Annotated in this window: 24 protein-coding genes and 3 pseudogenes; 19 read left to right on the top strand and 8 right to left on the bottom strand. The window is 24.9% G+C overall.

The genetic code is table 4. From position 1 onward, the window contains the following. Positions 1–64 precede the first annotated feature (64 nt). Both ACI2WJ_RS05320 and ACI2WJ_RS05325 read left to right on the top strand, forming a co-directional pair. The gene (locus tag ACI2WJ_RS05320; RefSeq protein WP_400255058.1) at positions 65–733 is read left to right on the top strand and encodes a UPF0236 family transposase-like protein; all 669 of its coding nucleotides are present in this window, start codon (positions 65–67) and stop codon (positions 731–733) included. After that, positions 702–1,199 (top strand): UPF0236 family transposase-like protein, encoded by a 498-nt coding sequence (locus ACI2WJ_RS05325; protein ID WP_400255059.1) that lies wholly within the window; start codon positions 702–704, stop codon positions 1,197–1,199. Before ACI2WJ_RS05320 ends, ACI2WJ_RS05325 begins: the two co-directional genes overlap by 32 nt. A gap of 1 nt (position 1,200) precedes the next feature. Here ACI2WJ_RS05325 and ACI2WJ_RS05330 read toward each other — a convergent pair whose 3' ends face one another. The 6 genes from ACI2WJ_RS05330 to ACI2WJ_RS05355 form a co-directional block, all read right to left on the bottom strand. Then, positions 1,201–1,536, bottom strand: coding sequence for a hypothetical protein (locus ACI2WJ_RS05330; RefSeq protein WP_400255060.1), 336 nt, complete (start codon positions 1,534–1,536; stop codon positions 1,201–1,203). Positions 1,537–1,593: 57 nt separating this feature from the next. Next, positions 1,594–2,832, bottom strand: coding sequence for an IS256 family transposase (locus tag ACI2WJ_RS05335; RefSeq protein WP_400255219.1), 1,239 nt, complete (start codon positions 2,830–2,832; stop codon positions 1,594–1,596). 82 nt (positions 2,833–2,914) lie between these two features. Continuing rightward, positions 2,915–3,088 carry a hypothetical protein gene (locus tag ACI2WJ_RS05340; RefSeq protein WP_400255061.1) on the bottom strand — a complete coding sequence of 58 codons (174 nt, stop codon included), beginning with the start codon at positions 3,086–3,088 and terminating at the stop codon, positions 2,915–2,917. Positions 3,089–3,319: 231 nt separating this feature from the next. After that, positions 3,320–3,841 carry a transcription elongation factor GreA gene (gene greA / locus ACI2WJ_RS05345; RefSeq protein ID WP_252320669.1) on the bottom strand — a complete coding sequence of 174 codons (522 nt, stop codon included), beginning with the start codon at positions 3,839–3,841 and terminating at the stop codon, positions 3,320–3,322. Positions 3,842–3,950: 109 nt separating this feature from the next. Further along, positions 3,951–4,298 (bottom strand): HPr family phosphocarrier protein, encoded by a 348-nt coding sequence (locus ACI2WJ_RS05350; RefSeq protein WP_252320667.1) that lies wholly within the window; start codon positions 4,296–4,298, stop codon positions 3,951–3,953. A gap of 79 nt (positions 4,299–4,377) precedes the next feature. Then, positions 4,378–5,498, bottom strand: a protein-coding gene (locus ACI2WJ_RS05355; RefSeq protein ID WP_400254545.1) for an IS3 family transposase whose coding sequence is annotated in 2 segments (ribosomal slippage) — positions 4,378–5,255 and positions 5,255–5,498 — 1,122 coding nt in all. Because the reading frame shifts where the segments join, the coding sequence is not laid out codon by codon here. A 235-nt stretch (positions 5,499–5,733) separates the two neighbouring features. Here ACI2WJ_RS05355 and rpmB point away from each other — a divergent pair. The 5 genes from rpmB to phoU all read left to right on the top strand — a co-directional run bounded on the left by rpmB (position 5,734) and on the right by phoU (position 10,769). Then, entirely contained in the window at positions 5,734–5,925 is a 192-nt protein-coding gene (gene rpmB / locus ACI2WJ_RS05360; protein WP_252320665.1) for a 50S ribosomal protein L28, read from the top strand. A gap of 267 nt (positions 5,926–6,192) precedes the next feature. After that, on the top strand, positions 6,193–7,158 hold the full coding sequence (locus ACI2WJ_RS05365; RefSeq protein ID WP_338959705.1) for a PstS family phosphate ABC transporter substrate-binding protein: 966 nt from the start codon (positions 6,193–6,195) through the stop codon (positions 7,156–7,158). Positions 7,159–7,172: 14 nt separating this feature from the next. After that, a complete protein-coding gene (gene pstC, locus ACI2WJ_RS05370; protein WP_400255062.1) occupies positions 7,173–9,194 on the top strand; it encodes a phosphate ABC transporter permease subunit PstC in 2,022 nt (673 codons plus the stop codon). An 80-nt stretch (positions 9,195–9,274) separates the two neighbouring features. Further along, on the top strand, positions 9,275–10,054 hold the full coding sequence (gene pstB, locus ACI2WJ_RS05375) for a phosphate ABC transporter ATP-binding protein PstB (RefSeq protein ID WP_400255247.1): 780 nt from the start codon (positions 9,275–9,277) through the stop codon (positions 10,052–10,054). A 37-nt stretch (positions 10,055–10,091) separates the two neighbouring features. Beyond that, positions 10,092–10,769 carry a phosphate signaling complex protein PhoU gene (gene phoU / locus ACI2WJ_RS05380; RefSeq protein WP_400255063.1) on the top strand — a complete coding sequence of 226 codons (678 nt, stop codon included), beginning with the start codon at positions 10,092–10,094 and terminating at the stop codon, positions 10,767–10,769. Between the two features lie 251 nt (positions 10,770–11,020). Here the strand turns inward: phoU and ACI2WJ_RS05385 are convergent, their stop codons facing one another. Further along, the gene (locus ACI2WJ_RS05385; protein ID WP_400255248.1) at positions 11,021–12,259 is read right to left on the bottom strand and encodes an IS256 family transposase; all 1,239 of its coding nucleotides are present in this window, start codon (positions 12,257–12,259) and stop codon (positions 11,021–11,023) included. A gap of 565 nt (positions 12,260–12,824) precedes the next feature. On the opposite strand from ACI2WJ_RS05385, the gene ACI2WJ_RS05390 reads away from it, so the two are divergent. The 9 genes from ACI2WJ_RS05390 (at position 12,825) to ACI2WJ_RS05430 (ending at position 20,332) form a co-directional block, all read left to right on the top strand. Further along, positions 12,825–14,207, top strand: a complete 1,383-nt coding sequence (locus ACI2WJ_RS05390) for an MFS transporter (protein ID WP_400255064.1) — start codon at positions 12,825–12,827, stop codon at positions 14,205–14,207. Between the two features lie 902 nt (positions 14,208–15,109). Then, a complete protein-coding gene (locus tag ACI2WJ_RS05395; protein ID WP_400255065.1) occupies positions 15,110–15,373 on the top strand; it encodes a hypothetical protein in 264 nt (87 codons plus the stop codon). 101 nt (positions 15,374–15,474) lie between these two features. Then, positions 15,475–16,116 carry a hypothetical protein gene (locus ACI2WJ_RS05400; protein ID WP_400255066.1) on the top strand — a complete coding sequence of 214 codons (642 nt, stop codon included), beginning with the start codon at positions 15,475–15,477 and terminating at the stop codon, positions 16,114–16,116. A gap of 22 nt (positions 16,117–16,138) precedes the next feature. Next, positions 16,139–16,417, top strand: a complete 279-nt coding sequence (locus ACI2WJ_RS05405; RefSeq protein ID WP_400255067.1) for a transposase — start codon at positions 16,139–16,141, stop codon at positions 16,415–16,417. A 119-nt stretch (positions 16,418–16,536) separates the two neighbouring features. Continuing rightward, positions 16,537–16,722: a transposase gene (locus tag ACI2WJ_RS05410; protein ID WP_400255068.1), complete on the top strand. Its 186-nt coding sequence runs from the start codon at positions 16,537–16,539 to the stop codon at positions 16,720–16,722. Further along, a complete protein-coding gene (locus ACI2WJ_RS05415) occupies positions 16,694–17,029 on the top strand; it encodes a hypothetical protein (protein WP_400255069.1) in 336 nt (111 codons plus the stop codon). The genes ACI2WJ_RS05410 and ACI2WJ_RS05415 overlap by 29 nt, the downstream gene beginning before the upstream one ends. Positions 17,030–17,235: 206 nt before the next feature. Beyond that, a complete protein-coding gene (ptsP, locus tag ACI2WJ_RS05420; protein WP_450097635.1) occupies positions 17,236–18,957 on the top strand; it encodes a phosphoenolpyruvate--protein phosphotransferase in 1,722 nt (573 codons plus the stop codon). A gap of 84 nt (positions 18,958–19,041) precedes the next feature. Then, a complete protein-coding gene (locus ACI2WJ_RS05425; RefSeq protein WP_174481513.1) occupies positions 19,042–19,551 on the top strand; it encodes a PTS sugar transporter subunit IIA in 510 nt (169 codons plus the stop codon). A gap of 76 nt (positions 19,552–19,627) precedes the next feature. Next, on the top strand, positions 19,628–20,332 hold the full coding sequence (locus ACI2WJ_RS05430) for an alpha/beta hydrolase (RefSeq protein ID WP_400255070.1): 705 nt from the start codon (positions 19,628–19,630) through the stop codon (positions 20,330–20,332). A gap of 2 nt (positions 20,333–20,334) precedes the next feature. On the opposite strand, the pseudogene ACI2WJ_RS05435 reads toward ACI2WJ_RS05430, so the two are convergent. Continuing rightward, a pseudogene (locus tag ACI2WJ_RS05435) lies at positions 20,335–21,427 on the bottom strand (IS3 family transposase). Positions 21,428–21,504: 77 nt separating this feature from the next. On the opposite strand from ACI2WJ_RS05435, the pseudogene ACI2WJ_RS05445 reads away from it, so the two are divergent. From ACI2WJ_RS05445 to ACI2WJ_RS05455, 3 genes and pseudogenes are all read left to right on the top strand, one after another. Continuing rightward, a pseudogene (locus ACI2WJ_RS05445) lies at positions 21,505–22,146 on the top strand (IS256 family transposase); the annotation flags it as partial. 238 nt (positions 22,147–22,384) lie between these two features. Then, positions 22,385–22,531: a hypothetical protein gene (locus ACI2WJ_RS05450; RefSeq protein ID WP_338956860.1), complete on the top strand. Its 147-nt coding sequence runs from the start codon at positions 22,385–22,387 to the stop codon at positions 22,529–22,531. Positions 22,532–22,804: 273 nt separating this feature from the next. Then, positions 22,805–23,926, top strand: a pseudogene (locus tag ACI2WJ_RS05455) (IS3 family transposase). Positions 23,927–23,942 lie beyond the last annotated feature (16 nt).

The following is a 23,942-nucleotide window of genomic DNA, read 5'->3' on the forward strand; positions in this document are numbered from 1 at the left end:
GTAAATTATTTTTTTAAATATATTTACAATAAATTTAAAATTTTAAAAAAAGTTAGGAAAAAAAATGAATTTTAATATGGATTTTAATTATAAATGAAATTTTAGAGAACAAAATGCTAAAATTGATAAATTAGTTTTAGAACATATAAAAAAGAAATGAGAAAAACGAGATTGAAGAATATTTAAAACAAGAGATAAAAAGAAATATAAAATTGTTGATTATCAATATCGAACAAGAAAAATAATGTATGGATTAGTAACTTATAAAAGAAGAATCTATGAATATTTTGATGAAAAATTACAAAAATGAGTTCGTGTTTGTTTAGTTGATGAATGACTAGAATTACCTAAATATAAAAGAATTAGTGAAGATGTTGAACAAACTATTATTGAATATTTTGCTGACGGAAAAAGATATCATGATATTTGTGCAATTTGTAAAAAAGCAGGTATTAGTGTTAGTACTGTTCATAGAGTTTTTAAGAATTTAGAAGTAGTTGAAGCAAATCCAGTAAAAGTAAAGTTAGAAAAAAATCAACCTATTTTTGTTGCTATTGATGATGGTCACCGAAAATTTTGAAATTTTAAACGTAAAGGTACAAAACATTCTATGCGATTAATAGTAACATATACAGATAATATTAATCATAAAGTACAAAATAAAAGAGTAAAAGCAATTATAAGACCAACAAAAACAACAATTGGCGTTAAAAAAACTGCCTGAATTTGTTAAAGAACATTGTCAAAAATTTTATGAAAATGTTGAACAAGCAAAAATAATTATTTGTGGAGATAGTGCTGGATGAATTAAAGATGTAGCAGATTATCTTGGTGCTGAGTTTGTTTTAGATAAATTCCATTTAATTAGAACATTATATCTTGGTATAATGGCTGGAAATAAAGGAAAATATTTAAAAGAATATAATCACTGTAAAAATTTAATTAATAATGGTAATTATGAACAATTAATTGATTATTTATATAAAGAATTAGATAATCATAAAAAAATAAAGAAAAAATATTTTAAAAATAATAAACAAGGTATTGAAAATCAAGGTGCAAAATGAAATATTGGTTGTTTTACAGAAACTAATATTTGACATGTTTTAAAAGAAATGCTTGGTAATAGAACATATAATATTTTGATTTACATTAAAATGGTTATTTTTAAATGTAATAAGATAAATTTAGAAACATAATTTAATGAATGTAATAATTACTTATTATTTCACAATTTGCAATAGCATCTCAAAAATTATTATTTTTTATTTTTCTTTTTAAGCCAATAATGAAAAAAGCTAATGCTATAATTATAAATATAAAAATCGGCATCACTATTATTAATAAAATAACTCCAATTTGCAATTGAATTCAATTATAATAATTATCATTATTTTGAAAAATATGAAATAAACATATATGATTTGCACAATGACATAAAATAAAATATGTACTATAAATTTTTAAAAGAGGCTTTTTAATAATCTGTGTATCTTTGTTTTGCAAAGTACTAGTTCAGATTAATTCTATCTTCAAATTTTATCATAAAATGGAGGCTTTTATGTAATCTGTGTATCTTTGTTTTACAAAGTACTAGTTTAGATTAATTCTATCTTCAAATTTTATCATAAAATGAGCAATTGCTGTATTTCAATTTTGAATGGGCATTGTTCATTTTTTTGTTATATTTTCAATTGCTAAATAAAATATTTTAAAAACTGCCATATCATTAGGAAAAACTTTTTTATTTCTGATAATTTTTCGTAATTGACTATTTACAGATTCAATAGCATTTGTTGTATAAATCACTCTTTTAATTTCTGCAGGATAACTAATAAAAACCATTAAATTATCTCAATTTTTATATCAAGATTTAGCAATTTGAGGATAGTGTTTATTTCACTTATTTTCAAAGGATTCTAAAGCCTGCATTGCTTGTTCTTCACTACATGCAGTATAAATTGGTTTTAAATCTGCAACTAGAGATTTTCTATGCTTATATGAGACATATTTCAAACTATTTCTAATTTGATGAACTATGCATAATTGATGTTCTGTTTTAAGATAAACTGATTGTATTGCTTCTGACATGCCTGTTAAATTATCACTGCAGGCAATAAGAATATCATTTAAGCCACGATTTTTCATTTCTGTTAAATTTGCTAATCAAAATTTAGCACCTTCATTTTCACTAATTCATAAACCTAAAACATCTTTTTTACCTTCTAAATCAACTCCTAAAGCTATATAAACTGATTTGTTAATAATGCGTTTATCTTGTCGTACTTTAACTACTATACAATCAAAATAAACAATAGGATAAATGCCTTCTAATGGTCTATTTTGTCATGCTTTGACATCATCAATAACATCATCAGTAATTTGACTAATAATACTTTCACTAATATCAGCACCCTGATATAACTCTTGTAACTGCATTCTAATATCTGATAATGTCATACCTTTTGCATATAAGGAAAGAACTTGTTGATCAAAACCATCAAATCTTCTCTGTCTTTTTGGCACTATTACAGGAGTAAAATTACTATTACGATCTCGTGGTACATCAATCTCAATTTTACCTTGTTGAGTTATTAATTTTTTTGAACTTATACCATTACGAGCATTGTCACTATTACTATGTTGATTTTTTTCATATCCTAAATAATTTTGCATCTCAGAATTCAACATTTTTTCAACTAAACGTTTTGTTAATTCTTTATATAAACCCCCTTCTTTAAAAACTGTTGTTAAATCTTCAGTATTTTCTAATAATAAATCTACTGCTTTTGATATTGGATCATTATTATTAAAGTTATCTTTTTTAGCCATCTGTAACTCACTCTTTCTAGTCATTTAATTATATTTACTAGAATTAATTAAACATAGTTATTTTTGTAAGTTACACAGATTACTAAACATTACCATTTAAAATATTAAATCCATTTGTAATTTTAATCTGTTCATAATTATTATAACTAAAATTTGAAATACCAATTAATATTAAAGCAATAATAGTTATTAAAATAGTTAAAACAAATAGTAATACAGTTATTAACTGTAATTTTTTAATTGCTTTAAGTTTCATCTTTAAATTCTCCTTAACTTTTACAATAAGTTTAACACCTAGATAACTTAATTATAAGTATTTTAGTTGCAATTTATTGAAAAAAATTATATTATTTAAATACAATTTCATAAAAATCCAAATTATTTCTTGTCTAAGCATAATAAGACTATATATGTTTTAATTTATTCCGGATTTTTGACAATCTCCCAATGATCACTATTTATTAGTGATCATTTTTAATTAAATTATTTATAATTGATTTTTTACTTCTATAATTTTTACCCTATATGTTTCTTTAATACCTTTAATATCAACAATATCACCAACAACACAATTCATAATTGATACTGCTAATGGGCACTCATTAGAAATTAATCCTTCAAATGGATTACTTTCAATACTTCCAACAATTTTAAATTTTTCTTCTGAATCAGAAACAATTTTACCATCTTTAATTTTTACAATTGTTACTCAACTACCAACACGAACTGCTTTGATATTACTATTTTTACGTTGTTTTTGTTCTTCAAGAATAACAGCACTAGTAATAATCGTTTCAAGTTCTTGAATGCGTGCTTCATTTTTACCTTGCTCTTCACGCGCACTAGTATAATCAGCATTTTCTGATAAATCACCATCAGCCCTAGCTGCTTTTAATCGTTCTTTTATCGATTCACGTTCAACATTAATTCGTTTATATAATTCAGTTTTTAACTTTTCTAAACCTTGTTCTGAAATTATTATTTCTTTATTTTTGTTAATTTCGCTCATTAAATGCCTCCATTTATATAATTTAATATTTTAAGAACGTAAATAATTATATCATAAGGATAAATGGTTTTAAAAAAAGTATTCAAAAGAATACTTTTTTTAAAACCATTTACTTTATTAATTTTTCTTCTTTTAATAAAGAAATAATTTCTGTTTTAACTTCTTCAAGTTTTTTATCTTCTTCTTTTTCATCCATTTTTGTAATAATAAAAGCAATTTTACTAAAATTTTTTGCTTGTAAACCTAAAAAATTAAGAACTGACTTAGCTTTAACTTTAGTTTCATTACCAGTAAGTTTTACTGGCTTCGTAATATCTGCATTATCAGGTAATTTAATGACTTCTACCTCAATATTTTTATACTTACTAATAGCAGCAGCAATTTTGGCTATTGGTCGTGCATGTAAACCAATCTTTTTTTCATCATCAATTTGCACAGCATAAATAATACAATTCATTTTTTTCCTCCAAGATTTCTTAAAAATTTGTATAATATAGTTTATTTATAACATATTGGAATGGCAACCCTTTTTAGGACTATTTTTTGGTAGACATTTTTTCATGATATTTAACTGGAGTTAGGTAGTTTAAAGTGCTGTGGATTCGTATGTTGTTGTATCAATTGATATAATCAAATAATTCTAATTTTAATTGGATTAATGATGTAAAATTTTTATCATTAATAAATTCAGTTTTGAAAGTTTTGAAAGTTGCTTCAGCAACAGCATTATCATAAGGACAACCTTTTTTGCTTAAAGAACGGGTAATATTGAATGCTAATAAAAGTTTATCAATAGTTTTATTATTGAATTCATTACCGCGATCACTATGAAATATTTGAATATCTTTTAAACAGCGATTTGATTGCATAAATGCTTGATATACTAATGATGCATCTTTTTTAGTACCTACACTATGTCCAATAATTTCGCGGTTAAATAGGTCGATTAATAAGCAAATATAGTTTCACTTACCATTAACTTGAACATAAGTTAAATCACTAACAATAACTTCATTTTTAAGCCTATTATTAAAGTTTCTATTCACAAGATTGCTTATTTGGCTATCATTGACTTTGTTATGATGATTTTTAAATGATAATTTAGTGTATTTTGATATTAAATTATGTTTATTCATAATTTCTTTAATTTTTTTGCGTGATAAATAAATTTCTTTATTTTCTAGACTGACTTTTAATCTTCTTGTTCCATAAACTTCTTTATTTTGTTTAAAAGCACTAATAACAGCTTCATCATACATATTATTTTTGATTTTATCTTCTTTTTTCTTTAAATTAAAATAATATGTTGATTTAGAAAGTTTTAAAAAACGACAAATTGGACGAATTTTATATTTAGATTTATTATTTGTAATAATCTCTACTTTCTGCCTATTATTAGTGCTGCTTGCTTTAAAATATCATTCTCCATTCTTAATTGTTTTAATTCTTTATTTGCTTGAATTAATTGTTTTTCTAAATCCGAAAGATTATCTTTAGTTTTAAAACTGCCTGAATTTGTAAATTGCTTAATTCATTTATAAGTAGCTGCTCTTGTAACGTTGTATTCTTTAGCAAGGCAAGATACTGATTTGCCATTTTGATATAAAGATACTATTTGTTTTTTAAATTCATCATTATATGAGTTAATATTGGCCATAATTATATTTCCTTTCTTTTAACTAATTTGTTCACTTGTCTACGTAATTAGTGTCCAATAAAGTGTAACCCATCCATATTTTTTTAAAAAAAATATATAATTTAAATTTTTCTTATTAAAATAATGTCCTAGTAAATATTCAATTTTTTACAAATAAATTTTAATTTTTTTTTAAAATAAATAAATAAATATGGTATTATTTATTAGTTAAAACATTAATAAGGAGAAAATAACTATGGCAAGAAAATGTGCTTTAAGTGGTATTGGTCCACTAGCTGGTAACAACCGTTCGCATGCGATGAACTCTTCTAGAAGAAAATGAAATCCAAACTTACAACCAGTAAAAATTGGTGGAAAAACTTTAATGATTAGTGCTCGTACTTTAAAAACTTTAAAGAAAAATAATGCTTTAGATAATAAAAAATAAAGTTATTTTATCTTTTGAATTATATAAATAAAGAATACTAATAAAAGAAAGAAATACTTTTCTTTTATTTTTTATATTAAATTAAAAATATTTAATAAAATGGTATTAAGTTAACTAGTAGTACCATTTTTTAATTACTAAAAAATATTAATAATATAGTCTAGAACCTACATTTTTTATAAAAATGAAATAATTTTTCTAGTTTTTATCAATTATATTGTTATAATACGTGTATGATAAAGAAAACTCTCAGTTGGGTGGATTTATATGCTAAAAAAAAGAATTTTGTCATTATTTTGATTAATCACAATGATTAGTATTTTTATTGTAACTTTAGTTAGTCATAAACCCTATTTTATTATGGGCGGTTCAACTTCAGTAGCACCTTTAATGCATACATTAATGGAAGACTATCCTGATAATCATAAAGAAGCAGATTTTACTTATAACAGTTTAGGTTCAGATGCAGCAGTAATTCCCGTTAATAAAAATATGTTTGGTATTGGCTGACTTTCAAAAGAATATACAACTCCTGATAATAATTTAATTTCTTTTGTTTTATCAAAAGATGGCATGATTCTAGTTTATAATCTACCACAAAAATTCTTAGGTAATGATAAACCTCTAAATTTTACACAAGATAAAGTAAAAAAAATGTATTTATCGAAATCACCTATTTTCTGAAGAGATTTATTTCCACAAAATACTTCAGAACCAAATCAAGGTTGAATCAAACCAACTTGTGACCTCAAAATTTTACCTTATACTAGAGAAAATGGTTCAGGAACACGAGATGTTTTTAATGAAAAAGTTCTGGGTGATTCAAAAGCATATTATCCACAAGCAATAACCGTTAATTCAAGTACACAAATGTTTAATATGTCTAGTGGTGGTGTTGGCTATAGTTCATATTCAGATAAAAAACAATTAGATTCGAATAAACAATTCGCTACTATTCATATTGCTAATTGAGAAAAAATTGTTCCAAGTTTAGATACCATTAAAAATGGTACTTATCAGTTATCACGACCATTTACAGGTTTAATAAATAAAAATTTTAAACAAATTAATACTTTAGTTAAATTTCTAAAATTCTTGTTTATTCCTGACTATCCAGGTCATAACGAATACGTAGTTCCTGCTTTTTCAGAAGCTCAGTACGCACAATCAGCAGTACCATTAACTGACGAATTGAATAATGATTTAAATCAGTGATTAAGGAAATTTCCATAAAGGAGTATTAATAAATGAAATCCAAATCTTTTAAAAAGTTTTGACATAAAATAACTTTTAATCATTTTAATAAAAATCATGATCCAAAAAATGTTTTTATTAGTGAACAAAAAAAACATACTTATGATTTGATTGCTAAAATTTGTGTATTGTCTATATCTTCATTAGCACTAATTGCCGCTTCATTATTAATTGGTTTTATTATCGGTCAAACATTTAGTAATATGAGTTTTCTAAATTGATTTAAAATGTTAGGAAATAGTAAATGATTACCTAGTGCTAATAGTTTTGGTATTATTGCCTTTATCGTTGCCACTTTTTGAGTTGCGCTATTTTCAATGATACTTGCTGTTCCTTTAAGTTTACTAACATCATTATTTATATGTGAATTTTTACCACCAAAATTAAAAAAAACAACATTAACTTTAGTAGAATTATTATCTGGTATTCCTTCAGTTGTTTTTGGTGCTTTTGGTTTAATGACCATTGGTCCTATTTTTGTAAAAATGGGAGCACCAACCAAAGAAAATATGATGACAGCAAGTTTTATTTTATCAATTATGGCATTACCAACAATTATTTCATTATCTGTTAATGCTATTACTAGAGTACCAAAATCTTATCTATATGCATCATTAGCACTAGGTATTAGCAGGACTGACACTAGTTTTAAAGTCATTTTTAAAGCGGCAAAAACCAAAATCATTGGTGCAATAATTTTTGGATTTGGAAGAGTCATTGGTGAAACAATGGCCGTTGTCATGATTGCTGGTAATAGTACTCTAACCCCCAATTTTGCACATGGTCCACTTGCATTTTTATTTAGTTCAATTTCTACTTTAGCGGGAGTAATTGGACTAGAAATTGGAGAAGCAGTTAGTTCTCAACAAATATCAGCATTATATGGAATTGGTTTATTTTTATTTATTATAGTTTCAATCATTAACTTTATTGTTTTAATAATTTATAAACGTAGTGATAAAAAAGCAAAAGGTCATAAAAAACCACGAAATTATAATTTAAAAAAAATAAATCTATCTGATAATCAACTAATGTTAACTATTAGTGAAAAAACTATTAAAAATCAAGGCTGAAAACACTTTAAAGACTATTTTCGATTATTCTTTATGGGGCTAGCTTGTTTTATTACTATGGGATTAATTATTTGAATTATTGGTGATATTATTATTAATGGTATCTTCAACATTAATGGTAATGCTGGTAGTAGGGTTTTCAATTTTAATTTTGCAGCTTTAATTTGAACAACCGGTGATGAAGGTTACTTATCAATTATCACAATGACATGTTTATTGGTATTAACAACAATTACTATTGCTATGCCATTAGGTATTATTGGCGCAATTTATCTTCACGAATATGCCAAAAATGGTTGATTTGCTTCAATATTACGTTTTGTGCTAAATACCTTAGCTTCTACGCCATCAATTATCTTTGGTATGTTTGGATTTACTTTTTTTATTACTTTCTTACAAATAAGTTTCTCAGCAATTGCTGCTAGTTTAATATTAACAATTGTTATTTTACCACTTATTATTAGAGCAGTAGAAGATACATTAAAATCAGTACCTATTGAATACCGTGAAGCATCATTAGCACTAGGTGCTAGTAAATTTGAAACAATAAGAAAAGTAGTTATTCCAGCTGCCATTGGTGGCATTATTACTAGTATGATTTTATCAATGGGTAGAATTATTGGTGAATCAGCACCAGTTTATCTAACATTAGGAAGCACTGTTGCTTTTCCCAATAAAGGTTTCTTAAGTTCAGGACAAACTTTAACAACCCATATTTTATTAGTTAATAAAGAATCAAATGACCCTAATAAATTAGGAATGATGTACCAAACAGCACTAATAACAGTTATACTAATATTTATTTTAAATTTTATAGCAAAACATTTTGAAAAAAGTTTAACAACAGGAATCGGGGTGAAAACAAAATGCTCAATTGAATTATTAAAAGAAAAAATGAAAGCAAGAAAGAATCAGCGAATAGCAATAAAAAAAGAAAAGTAAATGTGATTAAACCTTACTTTTTAAAAGTGAAAGATAAATTTAAGAAAAAACCAAATAACAAATCAAATAATTTATCAAATATAGAAAATATTCCAAAAAGTAATTATGTTTTTACTATTAAAAATTTAAATTTCTTCTATAATCATGGTAAAAAACAGGCTTTATTTAATATAAATTTAGAAATAAGTCGTAATCAAGTAACCGCTTTTATTGGACCAAGTGGTTGTGGCAAATCAACATTACTACGAACTTTAAATAGAATGAATGATTTAATTGATGGTGTTAAAATTAATGGACAAATATTATTCAATAATGAAGATATTTATGAAAATAAAAAAAATATTATTTCATTACGAACTAAAGTTGGAATGGTATTTCAAAAACCTAATCCCTTTCCAATGTCAATTTATGATAATGTTGCATATGGTCCAAAAAATCAAGGCATTAAAAACAAAAAGATTCTAAATCAAATTGTCGAAGATGCTTTAAAAAAAGCGGCTTTATGAGATGAAGTTGCTCAACACTTATTTGATTCAGCATTATCATTATCAGGCGGCCAACAACAACGTTTATGTATTGCTCGTGCTATTGCCCTAAAACCAGAAGTACTATTAATGGATGAACCAACTTCAGCTCTAGATCCGATTGCCGCATCTAAAATTGAAGACTTAATGAATGATTTAAAATCAGACTTTACAATTATTGTTGTTACTCATTCAATGCAACAAGCAGCACGAATTTCTGATAAAACTGCTTTTTTCTTAAATGGAGAAGTCATTGAATATAATAATACTAAAAAAATATTTTCACGACCAAAAGATAAAAGAACAGAAGATTATATTACCGGCAGATTTGGTTAAAAATATATATAATTAATTATAGAGAAAGGAGGAAAAAATGAAAATAATTAACCGTAGATTTGATTTAGATATCATAAATTTAAAACAAAACTTATTAACTTTATTAAAAGAAGTAAAAAAAGAACATAAAGACGCTTTAATAGCAATGGAAACACAAGATTTTGACATGTCAAAAAGAATTGTTGAAACCGATAAAGAAATTAGAACAGTCGCTGAAAGTTTAACAATTACTGCAATTTGAAGTATTGCTCAACAAAATCCTTTTGCTACTGACTTACGTACTATTATTGGCTATATGAATATTATTCGTGATTTAGAACGTATTTCAAATTATGCTAAAAATTTATCCAAATTTAATGTCAAATATAAACCAGAAAATAAATTAACATCTCAATTATCAGGATTAATGAAAAAAGTATTTAAAATGATGGATTTAATTGGTGAATCTATAAATGAAAATGATATTAACAAAGCTTATCAAGCAGCAGAATATGATATTGATATTGATAATCGTTTTCGTGAATCAATGAAAAACATTGTCAATATGTTAAAAGTAAACAAAAATAATGATCAACTCTCTCAATATACATCAACAATGCAACAGTTGAAATATATTGAAAGACTAGGTGATCACTTAGTTAACATTTGTGAAACAATAGTATATATTATTAAAGGTAAATTTTATGATTTATCTTCAACAAAAATATCTGAATAATTTTTCAATCAGTGTTAAAATAATTACTTTTTTGCAAGTTTCATTTAAATATTTTTAAGTCATACTTTAATATGATAATACTTATTATTATTTTATTTTTAATGAGGCTTTTTAATAATCTGTGTATCTTTGTTTTGCAAAGTACTAGTTCAGATTAATTCTGTCTTCAAATTTTATCATAAAATGAGCAATTGCTGTATTTCAATTTTGGAGGCTTTTTAATAATCTGTGTATCTTTGTTTTGCAAAGTACTAGTTCAGATTAATTCTGTCTTCAAATTTTATCATAAAATGAGCAATTGCTGTATTTCAATTTTGAATGGGCATTGTTCATTTTTTTGTTATATTTTCAATTGCTAAGTAAAATATTTTGAAAACTGCCATATCATTAGGAAAAACTTTTTTATTTCTGATGACTTTTCGTAATTGACTATTAACAGATTCAATAGAATTTGTAGTATAAATCACTCTTTTGATTTCTGGAGGATAACTAATAAAAATCATTAAATTATCTCAATTTTTATATCAAGATTTAGCAATTTGAGGATAGTGTTTATTTCATTTACTTTCAAATGATTCTAAAGCTTGCATTGCTTGTTCTTCACTACATGCATTATAAATTGGCTTTAAATCTGTAACTAGTGATTTTCGATGTTTGTATGAAACATATTTTAAACTATTTCTGATTTGATGAACTATACATAATTGATGTTCAGTTTTAGGATAAACTGATTGTATTGCTTCTGACATGCCTGTTAAGTTGTCACTACAAGCAATAAGAATATCATTTAAGCCACGATTTTTCATTTCTGTGAAATTTGCTAATCAAAATTTAGCGCCTTCATTTTCACTAATTCATAAACCTAAAACATCTTTTTTACCTTCTAAATCAACACCTAAAGCTATATAAACTGATTTGTTAATAATGCGTTTATCTTGTCGTACTTTAACTACTATACAATCAAAATAAACAATGGGATAAATGCCTTCTAATGGTCTATTTTGTCATGCTTTGACATCATCAATCACATCATCAGTAATTTGACTAATAACACTTTCACTAATATCAGCACCATGATATAACTCTTGTAACTGCATTCTAATATCTGATAATGTCATACCTTTTGCATATAAGGAAAGAACTTGTTGATCAAAACCATCAAATCTTCTCTGTCTTTTTGGCACTATTACAGGAGTAAAATTACTATTACGATCTCGTGGTACATCAATCTCAATTTTACCTTGTTGAGTGATTATTTTTTTTGAACTTATACCATTACGAGCATTGTCACTATTACTATGTTGATTTTTTTCATATCCTAAATAATTTTGCATCTCAGAATTCAACATTTTTTCAACTAAACGTTTTGTTAATTCTTTATATAAACCCCCTTCTTTAAAAACTGTTGTTAAATCTTCAGTATTTTCTAATAATAAATCTACTGCTTTTGATATTGGATCATTATTATTAAAGTTATCTTTTTTAGCCATCTGTAACTCACTCTTTCTAGTCATTTAATTATATTTACTAGAATTAATTAAACATAGTTATTTTTGTAAGTTACACAGATTACTAAACATTACCAACATTACTAGGATAATTTTTACGCATATATACCTCTTATCTTAAAATATATAATCATTTTACCCTATTTCTCTAAAAGATTTTAAACAGGTTCTAAGAAAATTGTAAATTATTTTTTTTAAAATTAAAGAAATATCTTTTCAATTTTAGAATATATCTGTTATAATCTGAAATATATAGGTTAGGACTAAACAATTTGAGAAGGGGAAAAATAAATTATTAGTACATTTTATAAAACTGTTTAATAAATGTAAATGAATTTTAAAAGGTGTAGAGTTAATATTTATTTATGGTATTTCAAAAAAATAGTTTGGTAGAGAGTTATTTTTTAATTTTTAATATTATTTATTTTTCCACAAAAACAAAAATTGTAAAAACCTATGTGTTAAAGTATGTTTATATTAAGTTTTTAAGAGCAGGTTATTTGGGTTACTATAATTTATGCATCCTTTTAGAAGGAGAGTAAAAAAAATGTCTGTTTTTAATAGACTTGCATGTGTTTTTAAGCCACCTGCAAAAAAAGAAATTTTTAGTGAAGACTTAAAGCAAGTTAATAAAAAATTTATTATTTTACGTAATCAAGTTTTTGGTTTTAGCATTTTATCATATATTCTTTACTACTTTACTCGTCAAGCGTATACAGTAGCGGGTTCTGCTTTAGAAAGCAATGGTAGCATAACTAAAATGGAGTATGCTTTAATGGGAACAATTTTTGCCGTTGTTTATGGTGGTGCTAAATTTATTGTTGGAAATGTTGCTGACCGTAGTTCAGGAAGAGTAATCATGATTTTTGGATTATTTGTTTCTTCTATTTTAAATATTATTATGGGTGGTGTAGTTGCTTTTGCTGGAACTAAAATTAGTGTTGGCCCATTTGTAATGATGTTGAGTTTGATTGCGATGTTAGCTGTTTTCCAAGGCATGGGCTGACCAGCTACAGCTAGACTATTTTCTCATTGATTTACTGATAAAGAACGTTCGGGACGTATTGGAATTTGAAACTCAGGACAAAATATTGGTGCTGCTTTATTACCGGTTGTTGTTATTTCTTTAGTAACATTACTTGATCCGGGTGGAACAATTTATGGTTTATATTTTTGAATTCCTAGTATTTTTGCTTTAGCTATGATTCCATTATGTTTATGAGGATTGCGTGATCGCCCCGAAGCAGAAGGGTTACCTACTGTTGAAAAATGAAAAGGTGTTCTAGAACATAAAGAAGAAAGAGTAGAACTTAATTGAAAAGAAATTTTTGTAAAATATATTTTAAAAAATAAATTTTTATGAATATTAGCATTTGCTAATATTTGAGTATATGTTGTACGACAAGGACTGGCAGGATGAACATTAATTTTAATGAAAGATATTCATGGCTTAGATTTAAAACACAGTAAATGATTTGCTGCCTGTTTTGAATTATCTGGTTTATTTGGTGGTATTTCTGCAGCATATTTTGCTAAGTGATTTTTTAATAATCGTAAAGCACCATTAATGATATTTGGATTATTAATTGCACTTTGTGGACTAGTTTTATTGCAAGTTGCTCCTCGTGGTAATATGCCTATGCTTATTATTGCTTTAATGATTGCTGGTTTTGGTATTTATATGCCACAAGCGATGATTGGTGCTACTGCTATTGAACTAACAAATAAGAAAGCAGCTGCTACTGCTTCAGGATTTACAGGATTATCTGGTTATTTTCTTGGTGATGCTCTTTTTTCAAAAGTAGTAATTGCTGGTATTGGTAATGAAAACTGAGATTATGTATTTTATTACTTTTATGGTTGTATTGCTGCTGCTATTATTTCATTAGCTTTACTATGAACAAAAAATCAAGATAATAAAATATTATAAAAATATTATTAGATTAGCACCATAATAAGGGTGCTAATTTTTTTTATTTAAAATGATATTTTAATAATAAAATTAATAAAATTTTATTGATTTTCAAAGTTACGGTGTTATAATAAATTTAAGACACACAAAATTATTGGTTATTAGCCTACTAGTATTATTTTTTATTTTTACTAAGTAGTTTTTTTATGTTTTTTTGTAATGTCTTATAAAAAGGAAAAATATATTGTTATTTTTAAATAAATCTAGTTATATATTCTTATTTTTTATTTAATGAAATTACAATATATTATTTATGGGATTTTTCTTTTACATATTGATAGAAAAAATGAAATTTAGTTGATTCAATTATTCTTTGTAAGTAAAACAATAATTTCTTATATATAAAAAATATATATTATGAACTTTTAGTTTTAATTTAAATAGTTCTATTAAAAAGAGATATTGGAATAAAATCAAGAAATATAAGCGAATTGAATTAATATAGAAACATATAAATAGAACATTTAACATAAATATTAAAATTTCAAAATAAAACCTATATTTCTTTAAAAAGAAAATGAAAATATTGTGTTAATTTTAAAATATGTTTAAAAAATCTTTGGAAACTTTTCTCAATCTTTATGCAATAAAATTTTAATTATACATAATAGAGAAAACGTGTTATTAATATAAGTTTAAAAAGGAAAGAAGCAAAGACAAATGTGTCCAATAAATGGTAATAGTGCCAGTATAAGAAATCAAAATATGGAATCTTTAAATATAAAAATAAGGTAAGAATATATTTTAATGATTTAGGAGAAATTTATGAAAATTTACCAAAATTTATTAAAAAAGAAAGTGAAATAAGTTCAAATAATTGTTGTTGAAAAACTATTGAATATTTATCTTCTCCAATTGTATTGTTAACAGGTATTTCAATTAGAGTAGCACAAAGATATTTTTCAATAGATGTAGTATCAGAAAAGTCTATAATAGGTAAAACTTTTATAGAACAATTAGAAATATTAGGCAAAGGAATGTGAGAATCATTAAAAATTCCTGAAAATTATGCTATGGCTGGTGTTGATACACTTACAACTTATTTTTTATCTTACTATCCATTTGGATTAAAAAGTATTATTGATTTATTACCTTCAAATCAATTAACACAAAAAAAGAATTAGATGAATATTTACCACTTGAAATTATTATTAAAAAATTAGAAAAACATTTAGAACTTAAAGAATATGAAAAATTAAATAAAATTAATTCGAACTTAGATAAGTTGTGTACTAATTTATCAACAATTATCAAAAAACATGATGTAATAAATCATATTAAAGATGAATTAAAAAATATTGATTTTAATGATGAATTTACTTTTGAAAAATTTAATTCTTTAATTAGTGCAGAAATCAGTAATGATTTTTTAAAAGAACTTTTAAATGAATTAAGTGAATTATCAAAAACTGATTTAAAAAATGAAGACTATTCTATTAAAGAAATTATAAAAAATAGTTTATCCAATACTAACTTTTTTTTGACAACATTATTAATAAATCATTTAGTTATTACTGCTTCTTCTGCTTATACTGCTGAAACATTAACATGAGAATCTTATAAAGAAGATATAGTATCAATTAATAATATTATTTCAACTATTGTTCGTGCTACAGTAATGAAATTTGTTAATGAATGTTTTATTAAAAATTCATTAAATACAATTTTTGAACCAGTAAAAAATTATTTTTGCCCTCAAAATAATGAACATACATTGCTACAATCATTTAAAAATTGAGTTAAAAATCAAAATAAATTAAGTCAATTAGGAGTCTTTATCGTTAGTTTTCTTTTTATTAGTGCTATTACTAATTGGATGGGTTACACTTTATTGGACACTAATTACGTAGACAAGTGAACAAATTAGTTAAAAGAAAGGAAAAATAATTATGGCCAATATTAACTCATATAATGATGAATTTAAAAAAGAAATAGTATCTTTATATCAAAATGGCAAATCAGTATCTTGCCTTGCTAAAGAATACAACGTTACAAGAGCAGCTACTTATAAATGAATTAAGCAATTTACAAATTCAGGCAGTTTTAAAACTAAAGATAATCTTTCGGATTTAGAAAAACAATTAATTCAAGCAAATAAAGAATTAAAACAATTAAGAATGGAGAATGATATTTTAAAGCAAGCAGCACTAATAATAGGTAGAAAGTAGAGATTATTACAAATAATAAATCTAAATATAAAATTCGTCCAATTTGTCGTTTTTTAAAACTTTCTAAATCAACATATTATTTTAATTTAAAGAAAAAAGAAGATAAAATCAAAAATAATATGTATGATGAAGCTGTTATTAGTGCTTTTAAACAAAATAAAGAAGTTTATGGAACAAGAAGATTAAAAGTCAGTCTAGAAAATAAAGAAATTTATTTATCACGCAAAAAAATTAAAGAAATTATGAATCAGCATAATTTAATATCAAAATACACTAATGGTATTATCAGCACTTGGTGTAACTAGTTCTGATTTATATAATTTAACAAATAAAATGAAACCAGCTTTTAAATTAATATATAAGCAAGAAGAGCAACAAAAGATTATTGATGAAGTATTATCTGAATTACCAAATATAATAAATCAAGCAAATGGGAATGCTGCTAGTGATGGAAGAGATTTTCTTACTAGAAGAATAAATGGTCATATTAATAATATTAATGAATGAGATGAAAATGATGTGCAAGATATAAATAACTCAGATAGAGAATATCTTATTCCTAATAATAATCGTAATCATGATCGTTCTCTTATCCAATGCGTAACTATCTAATTATATTAATATAGTGAAAAGATTCCTACTTTTAATGAAATTAAAAGTAGGAATTAACATATATGAAAATATTTAAAAATATTAAAATCATTTTTATTTACAAAAAGTTTAAATTATAATAAATATTTTATACAATATTTCATTTTTTTTATTATAATTTAGTAGACTATTAATAAACATATTTTATAAGGAGTGAAATATATATAATGTTAAAAATGAAAGGTATTGGTGCTAGTAATGGCATTGCTCTAGCCAAAGCATTAATCTTAAAACATGAAACTATCAAAACTAATCCTAAAAAAATTAATGAAAAAGAAATAGAAGGAGAAGTTAAAAAGTTACATGATGCCTTAAAAATAGCAGGTGATGAAATTAAACAACTCATCCAAAATACAACAAAAACTTTAGGTGAAGAAAAAGCCGCTGTTTTTGAAGCTCATTTTTTAGTAACAACTGATCCAGTATTAATTGAAGATACTGAAAAGTTAATTAAAGAAGAAAAATATAATGCTGCTAATGCTTTAGAAAGTACTGCTAATAAAGCAATTGCAACATTGCAAGCAATGGATGATGATTATTTTCGTGAACGTGCTGCTGATGTTATTGATGTTCGTGATCGAATTTTACGTAAAATTTTAAATATTAAAACTATTGATTTAAGTGCAATTAAAGAAGAAACAATTATTGTTAGTCATGATCTAACACCTTCAGAAACAAGTCAATTGAATCCTAAATTTGTTAAAGGATTTTTATGTGATATTGGTGGTAGAACTTCTCATGTAGCAATTATGGCTCGTAGTCTTGGTATTCCAGCAGTTCTTGGGTTAAAAAATGTTACTACAAAAGTAAAAAATAATCATTTTTGTGTATTAGATGGTAATACTGGTGAAATTGAAATTGATTTAAATAGTAGTGAAAAAAATAAATGAGTTGCTAAACAAAGCGCATGAATTGAAGAACAAAAAGAATTATTAGTATTTAAAGGTAAATTAACTAAAACCAGTGATAATCATGAAGTAAAGTTAGAAGCAAATATTGGTTCACCCAAAGATATGATTAAAGCAATTGAATATGATGCACAAGGAGTAGGACTTTTTAGAAGTGAATTTCTTTATATGGAAAGTAGTGATTTTCCAAGTGAAGATATTCAATTTGAAGAATATAAAAAAGTATTGTCTGCTACTAAACATAAAGTTGTTATTAGAACTTTAGATATTGGTGGTGATAAAGAATTATCATATTTAGATTTACCAAAAGAAATGAATCCTTTCCTTGGTTATCGTGCCATTCGTTTGTGTTTAGATCGTAAAGATATTTTTAAAACTCAATTACGTGCTTTAATTCGTGCTTCAGCTTTTGGTAAATTAGCTATTATGTTTCCAATGATTGCCACTGTTGAAGAATTTAAAGCAGCTAAAGCATTATATGAAACTTGCAAAAAAGAATTAATTAAAGAAAAAGTTAAAGTTAGTGATGATATTCAAGTTGGAATGATGATTGAAATTCCAGCAGCAGCAGTTAATGCCGAAATATTTGCTAAATATGCAGATTTCTTTTCAATTGGAACTAATGATTTAATTCAATATAGTTTAGCCGCTGATCGTATGTCAGAAAAAGTGTCTTATTTATATCAACCATATCATCCATCAATTTTACGTTTGATTAAGATGACAATTGATGGTGGGCATAAATATAATCGTCCTGTTGCCATGTGTGGTGAAATGGCTGGTGATAAAATTGCTGTTCCACTACTAGTTGGTCTAGGGCTAGATGAATTTTCAATGTCTGCATCTAGTGTTTTAGAAACTAGAAAAATTATTAGTACTTTAAATAAAAAGGATACAGAAATATTAGCATCAAAAGCATTACAATGTGAAACCAATGAAGAAGTTAAATCATTAGTAGAAAAATTTTTATCAAAAAAATAAAAATATTATTTATTTTTAAAGTTACATTATTTAATGTTAAAATTATAAACATCTAATTTACATAATTTTGAGGAGAATCGACATATGTTTTTCAAGAAAAAAAAACAATTACCTTTATTAATTTATGCGCCAGTTACTGGTAAAGTTATTAACCTTAGTAAAGTTGAAGATCCAGTATTTGCTCAGGAAATGTTAGGGACTGGTTTTGCTATTATTCCTGAATATAAAGATAAAGATGGAGTTGAATTTGTATCACCATTTGATGGAAAATTAGCAACAGTATTTAATACAGGACATGCTTATGGTATTAAAGATGTAAATACAGGTATTGAATGTTTAGTTCATATTGGTATTGATACTGTTGAATTAGCTGGTAAGGGCTTTGATATTAAAGTTGAACAAGGTAAACCAATTAAAAAATCAGAAGTAATGGTAGTTGCTAATTTACAAGAAGTTAAGAATAAAGGTAAAAAAGTAACAACACCAATTGTTTTCACTAATGAAACAATGGAAGGTTATGTTGTAAAGCAAGTAGTAAAAGATGATGAACAAGTAACGGTTGGTCAATTAATTGCTGAAGTCACTAAGAAATAAATATTTTTATTAAAACAAAATTAATTTGATAAAATATTAGTAAGTATTTATATATTATTGGTGGGTATCATTTATTATGGATAATTTTTGGCAACATTATTGATGAGCAGTACTTATTGTAGTTTTAGCTATGTTAATAATACTTTATATTTTATATAGAATTTATCAAATTTTCCATATTGATTATCACTGAGAACTGAATCGTCATTTTCCACAATGAAGTAATGAGGGAATCATTACTAGGGATAACTATTTTTTACATACTGAATTTAAATTTGTTGATAATAGTAAATATATTATTATTGGTATTCATGGTATGGGTGCCTCTTTAACAGACTTTAAAACAGCTGCTAAGTTTTTTACTAAACATGGTATTTCATTTTTAAGTTTTGATCAACGAGGTTGAGGAGAAAATGAAAAATGAAAATATCATACTTTAGGAACAACTATTAATGATATTAAAGATATTATAACGGTTTTGAATGAACGTTATCCTAATAAAAAAATTTTATTAATGGGTGAATCATTAGGTTCAGCATTAACAGCATTAGCAATTAAAAGATTACCAAAAATGATTGATGGTGCAATTTTAACTAATTTTGTTACTAAGAAACAAATATTTAAAATAAAACCTTCATTAGTTTGTCATGCAATTTGAGGATTTCTATTTTATAAACATCATCCATTACCTATTACTTTTGATATGGAAACAATTTCTATTAACTCTAATTATATTAAAAAAGGGAAAATTAGAGCAATGTGGAATGGCAACCCTTTTTAGGACTATTTTTTGGTAGACATTTTTTCATGATATTTAACTGGAGTTAGGTAGTTTAAAGTGCTGTGGATTCGTATGTTGTTGTATCAATTGATATAATCAAATAATTCTAATTTTAATTGGATTAATGATGTAAAATTTTTATCATTAATAAATTCAGTTTTGAAAGTTTTGAAAGTTGCTTCAGCAACAGCATTATCATAAGGACAACCTTTTTTGCTTAAAGAACGGGTAATATTGAATGCTAATAAAAGTTTATCAATAGTTTTATTATTGAATTCATTACCGCGATCACTATGAAATATTTGAATATCTTTTAAACAGCGATTTGATTGCATAAATGCTTGATATACTAATGATGCATCTTTTTTAGTACCTACAAACTATGTCCAATAATTTCGCGGTTAAATAGGTCGATTAATAAGCAAATATAGTTTCACTTACCATTAACTTGAACATAAGTTAAATCACTAACAATAACTTCATTTTTAAGCCTATTATTAAAGTTTCTATTCACAAGATTGCTTATTTGGCTATCATTGACTTTGTTATGATGATTTTTAAATGATAATTTAGTGTATTTTGATATTAAATTATGCTGATTCATAATTTCTTTATTTTCTAGACTGACTTTTAATCTTCTTGTTCCATAAACTTCTTTATTTTGTTTAAAAGCACTAATAACAGCTTCATCATACATATTATTTTTGATTTTATCTTCTTTTTTCTTTAAATTAAAATAATATGTTGATTTAGAAAGTTTTAAAAAACGACAAATTGGACGAATTTTATATTTAGATTTATTATTTGTAATAATCTCTACTTTCTGCCTATTATTAGTGCTGCTTGCTTTAAAATATCATTCTCCATTCTTAATTGTTTTAATTCTTTATTTGCTTGAATTAATTGTTTTTCTAAATCCGAAAGATTATCTTTAGTTTTAAAACTGCCTGAATTTGTAAATTGCTTAATTCATTTATAAGTAGCTGCTCTTGTAACGTTGTATTCTTTAGCAAGGCAAGATACTGATTTGCCATTTTGATATAAAGATACTATTTGTTTTTTAAATTCATCATTATATGAGTTAATATTGGCCATAATTATATTTCCTTTCTTTTAACTAATTTGTTCACTTGTCTACGTAATTAGTGTCCAATAAAGTGTAAACCCATCCAGTTGATTTAGAAGGTAAAAAAGATGTTTTAGGTTTATGAATTAGTGAAAATGAAGGCGCTAAATTTTGATTAGCAAATTTCACAGAAATGAAAAATCGTGGCTTAAATGATATTCTTATTGCTTGTAGTGACAACTTAACAGGCATGTCAGAAGCAATACAATCAGTTTATCCTAAAACTGAACATCAATTATGTATAGTTCATCAAATCAGAAATAGTTTAAAATATGTTTCATACAAACATCGAAAATCACTAGTTACAGATTTAAAGCCAATTTATAATGCATGTAGTGAAGAACAAGCAATGCAAGCTTTAGAATCATTTGAAAGTAAATGAAATAAACACTATCCTCAAATTGCTAAATCTTGATATAAAAATTGAGATAATTTAATGATTTTTATTAGTTATCCTCCAGAAATCAAAAGAGTGATTTATACTACAAATTCTATTGAATCTGTTAATAGTCAATTACGAAAAGTCATCAGAAATAAAAAAGTTTTTCCAAATGATATGGCAGTTTTCAAAATATTTTACTTAGCAATTGAAAATATAACAAAAAAATGAACAATGCCCATTCAAAATTGAAATACAGCAATTGCTCATTTTATGATAAAATTTGAAGACAGAATTAATCTGAACTAGTACTTTGCAAAACAAAGATACACAGATTATTAAAAAGCCTCATTTTATTGATGAAATAAATAAAATAAGTTTATCAATCCAACATAAAACTAAAATTAATAATAAATTTATAGCAAAATAAAAATAGTTACCAAAATGGTAACTATTTTTCTAAATTAAAAAAGATGATAAAATCAAGAACATAAACTTAATATAAGTTTATAAATACACTATTTATTTTAAAAAGGAAATATAAAATATGGATATAATTTTAGAGAATAACAATAACGAAAAAACAAAAAATGAATCTATTTTTGTACCTTCTCCCGCTATTTTTGTAGAAATTTCATTTGAAAACATTAAAACTAAAAAACAAAAACATGCAGAAAGACAAAAAAATATTTAGAAAAAAATAAATCAAATCCTGAATTTATTAGAAAAAAAAGAGAAGGAGAAAAAAGACGCAGAAAAAAATATATTGAAAAGAAAAAAATAAAGAACTTATTGATAAGCAAATTCAATTAATGATTAATGAAGTTAATAACTTTGCTAATTATGAAACAATACAGATAGAAGATATATTGCAAGAAAATCAAAAAATTTTGGATGGGTTACACTTTATTGGACACTAATTACGTAGACAAGTGAACAAATTAGTTAAAAGAAAGGAAATATAATTATGGCCAATATTAACTCATATAATGATGAATTTAAAAAACAAATAGTATCTTTATATCAAAATGGCAAATCAGTATCTTGCCTTGCTAAAGAATACAACGTTACAAGAGCAGCTACTTATAAATGAATTAAGCAATTTACAAATTCAGGCAGTTTTAAAACTAAAGATAATCTTTCGGATTTAGAAAAACAATTAATTCAAGCAAATAAAGAATTAAAACAATTAAGAATGGAGAATGATATTTTAAAGCAAGCAGCACTAATAATAGGCAGAAAGTAGAGATTATTACAAATAATAAATCTAAATATAAAATTCGTCCAATTTGTCGTTTTTTAAAACTTTCTAAATCAACATATTATTTTAATTTAAAGAAAAAAGAAGATAAAATCAAAAATAATATGTATGATGAAGCTGTTATTAGTGCTTTTAAACAAAATAAAGAAGTTTATGGAACAAGAAGAATAAAAGTCAGTCTAGAAAATAAAGAAATTTATTTATCACGCAAAAAAATTAAAGAAATTATGAATCAGCATAATTTAATATCAAAATACACTAAATTATCATTTAAAAATCATCATAACAAAGTCAATGATAGCCAAATAAGCAATCTTGTGAATAGAAACTTTAATAATAGGCTTAAAAATGAAGTTATTGTTAGTGATTTAACTTATGTTCAAGTTAATGGTAAGTGAAACTATATTTGCTTATTAATCGACCTATTTAACCGCGAAATTATTGGACATAGTTGTAGGTACTAAAAAAGATGCATCATTAGTATATCAAGCATTTATGCAATCAAATCGCTGTTTAAAAGATATTCAAATATTTCATAGTGATCGCGGTAATGAATTCAATAATAAAACTATTGATAAACTTTTATTAGCATTCAATATTACCCGTTCTTTAAGCAAAAAAGGTTGTCCTTATGATAATGCTGTTGCTGAAGCAACTTTCAAAACTTTCAAAACTGAATTTATTAATGATAAAAATTTTACATCATTAATCCAATTAAAATTAGAATTATTTGATTATATCAATTGATACAACAACATACGAATCCACAGCACTTTAAACTACCTAACTCCAGTTAAATATCATGAAAAAATGTCTACCAAAAAATAGTCCTAAAAAGGGTTGC

Origin of the sequence: Spiroplasma endosymbiont of Cleonymus obscurus (assembly GCF_964273375.1) — a bacterium.
In the GTDB taxonomy this organism is placed as follows: Bacteria; Bacillota_I; Bacilli_A; order Mycoplasmatales; family VBWQ01; genus Spiroplasma_E.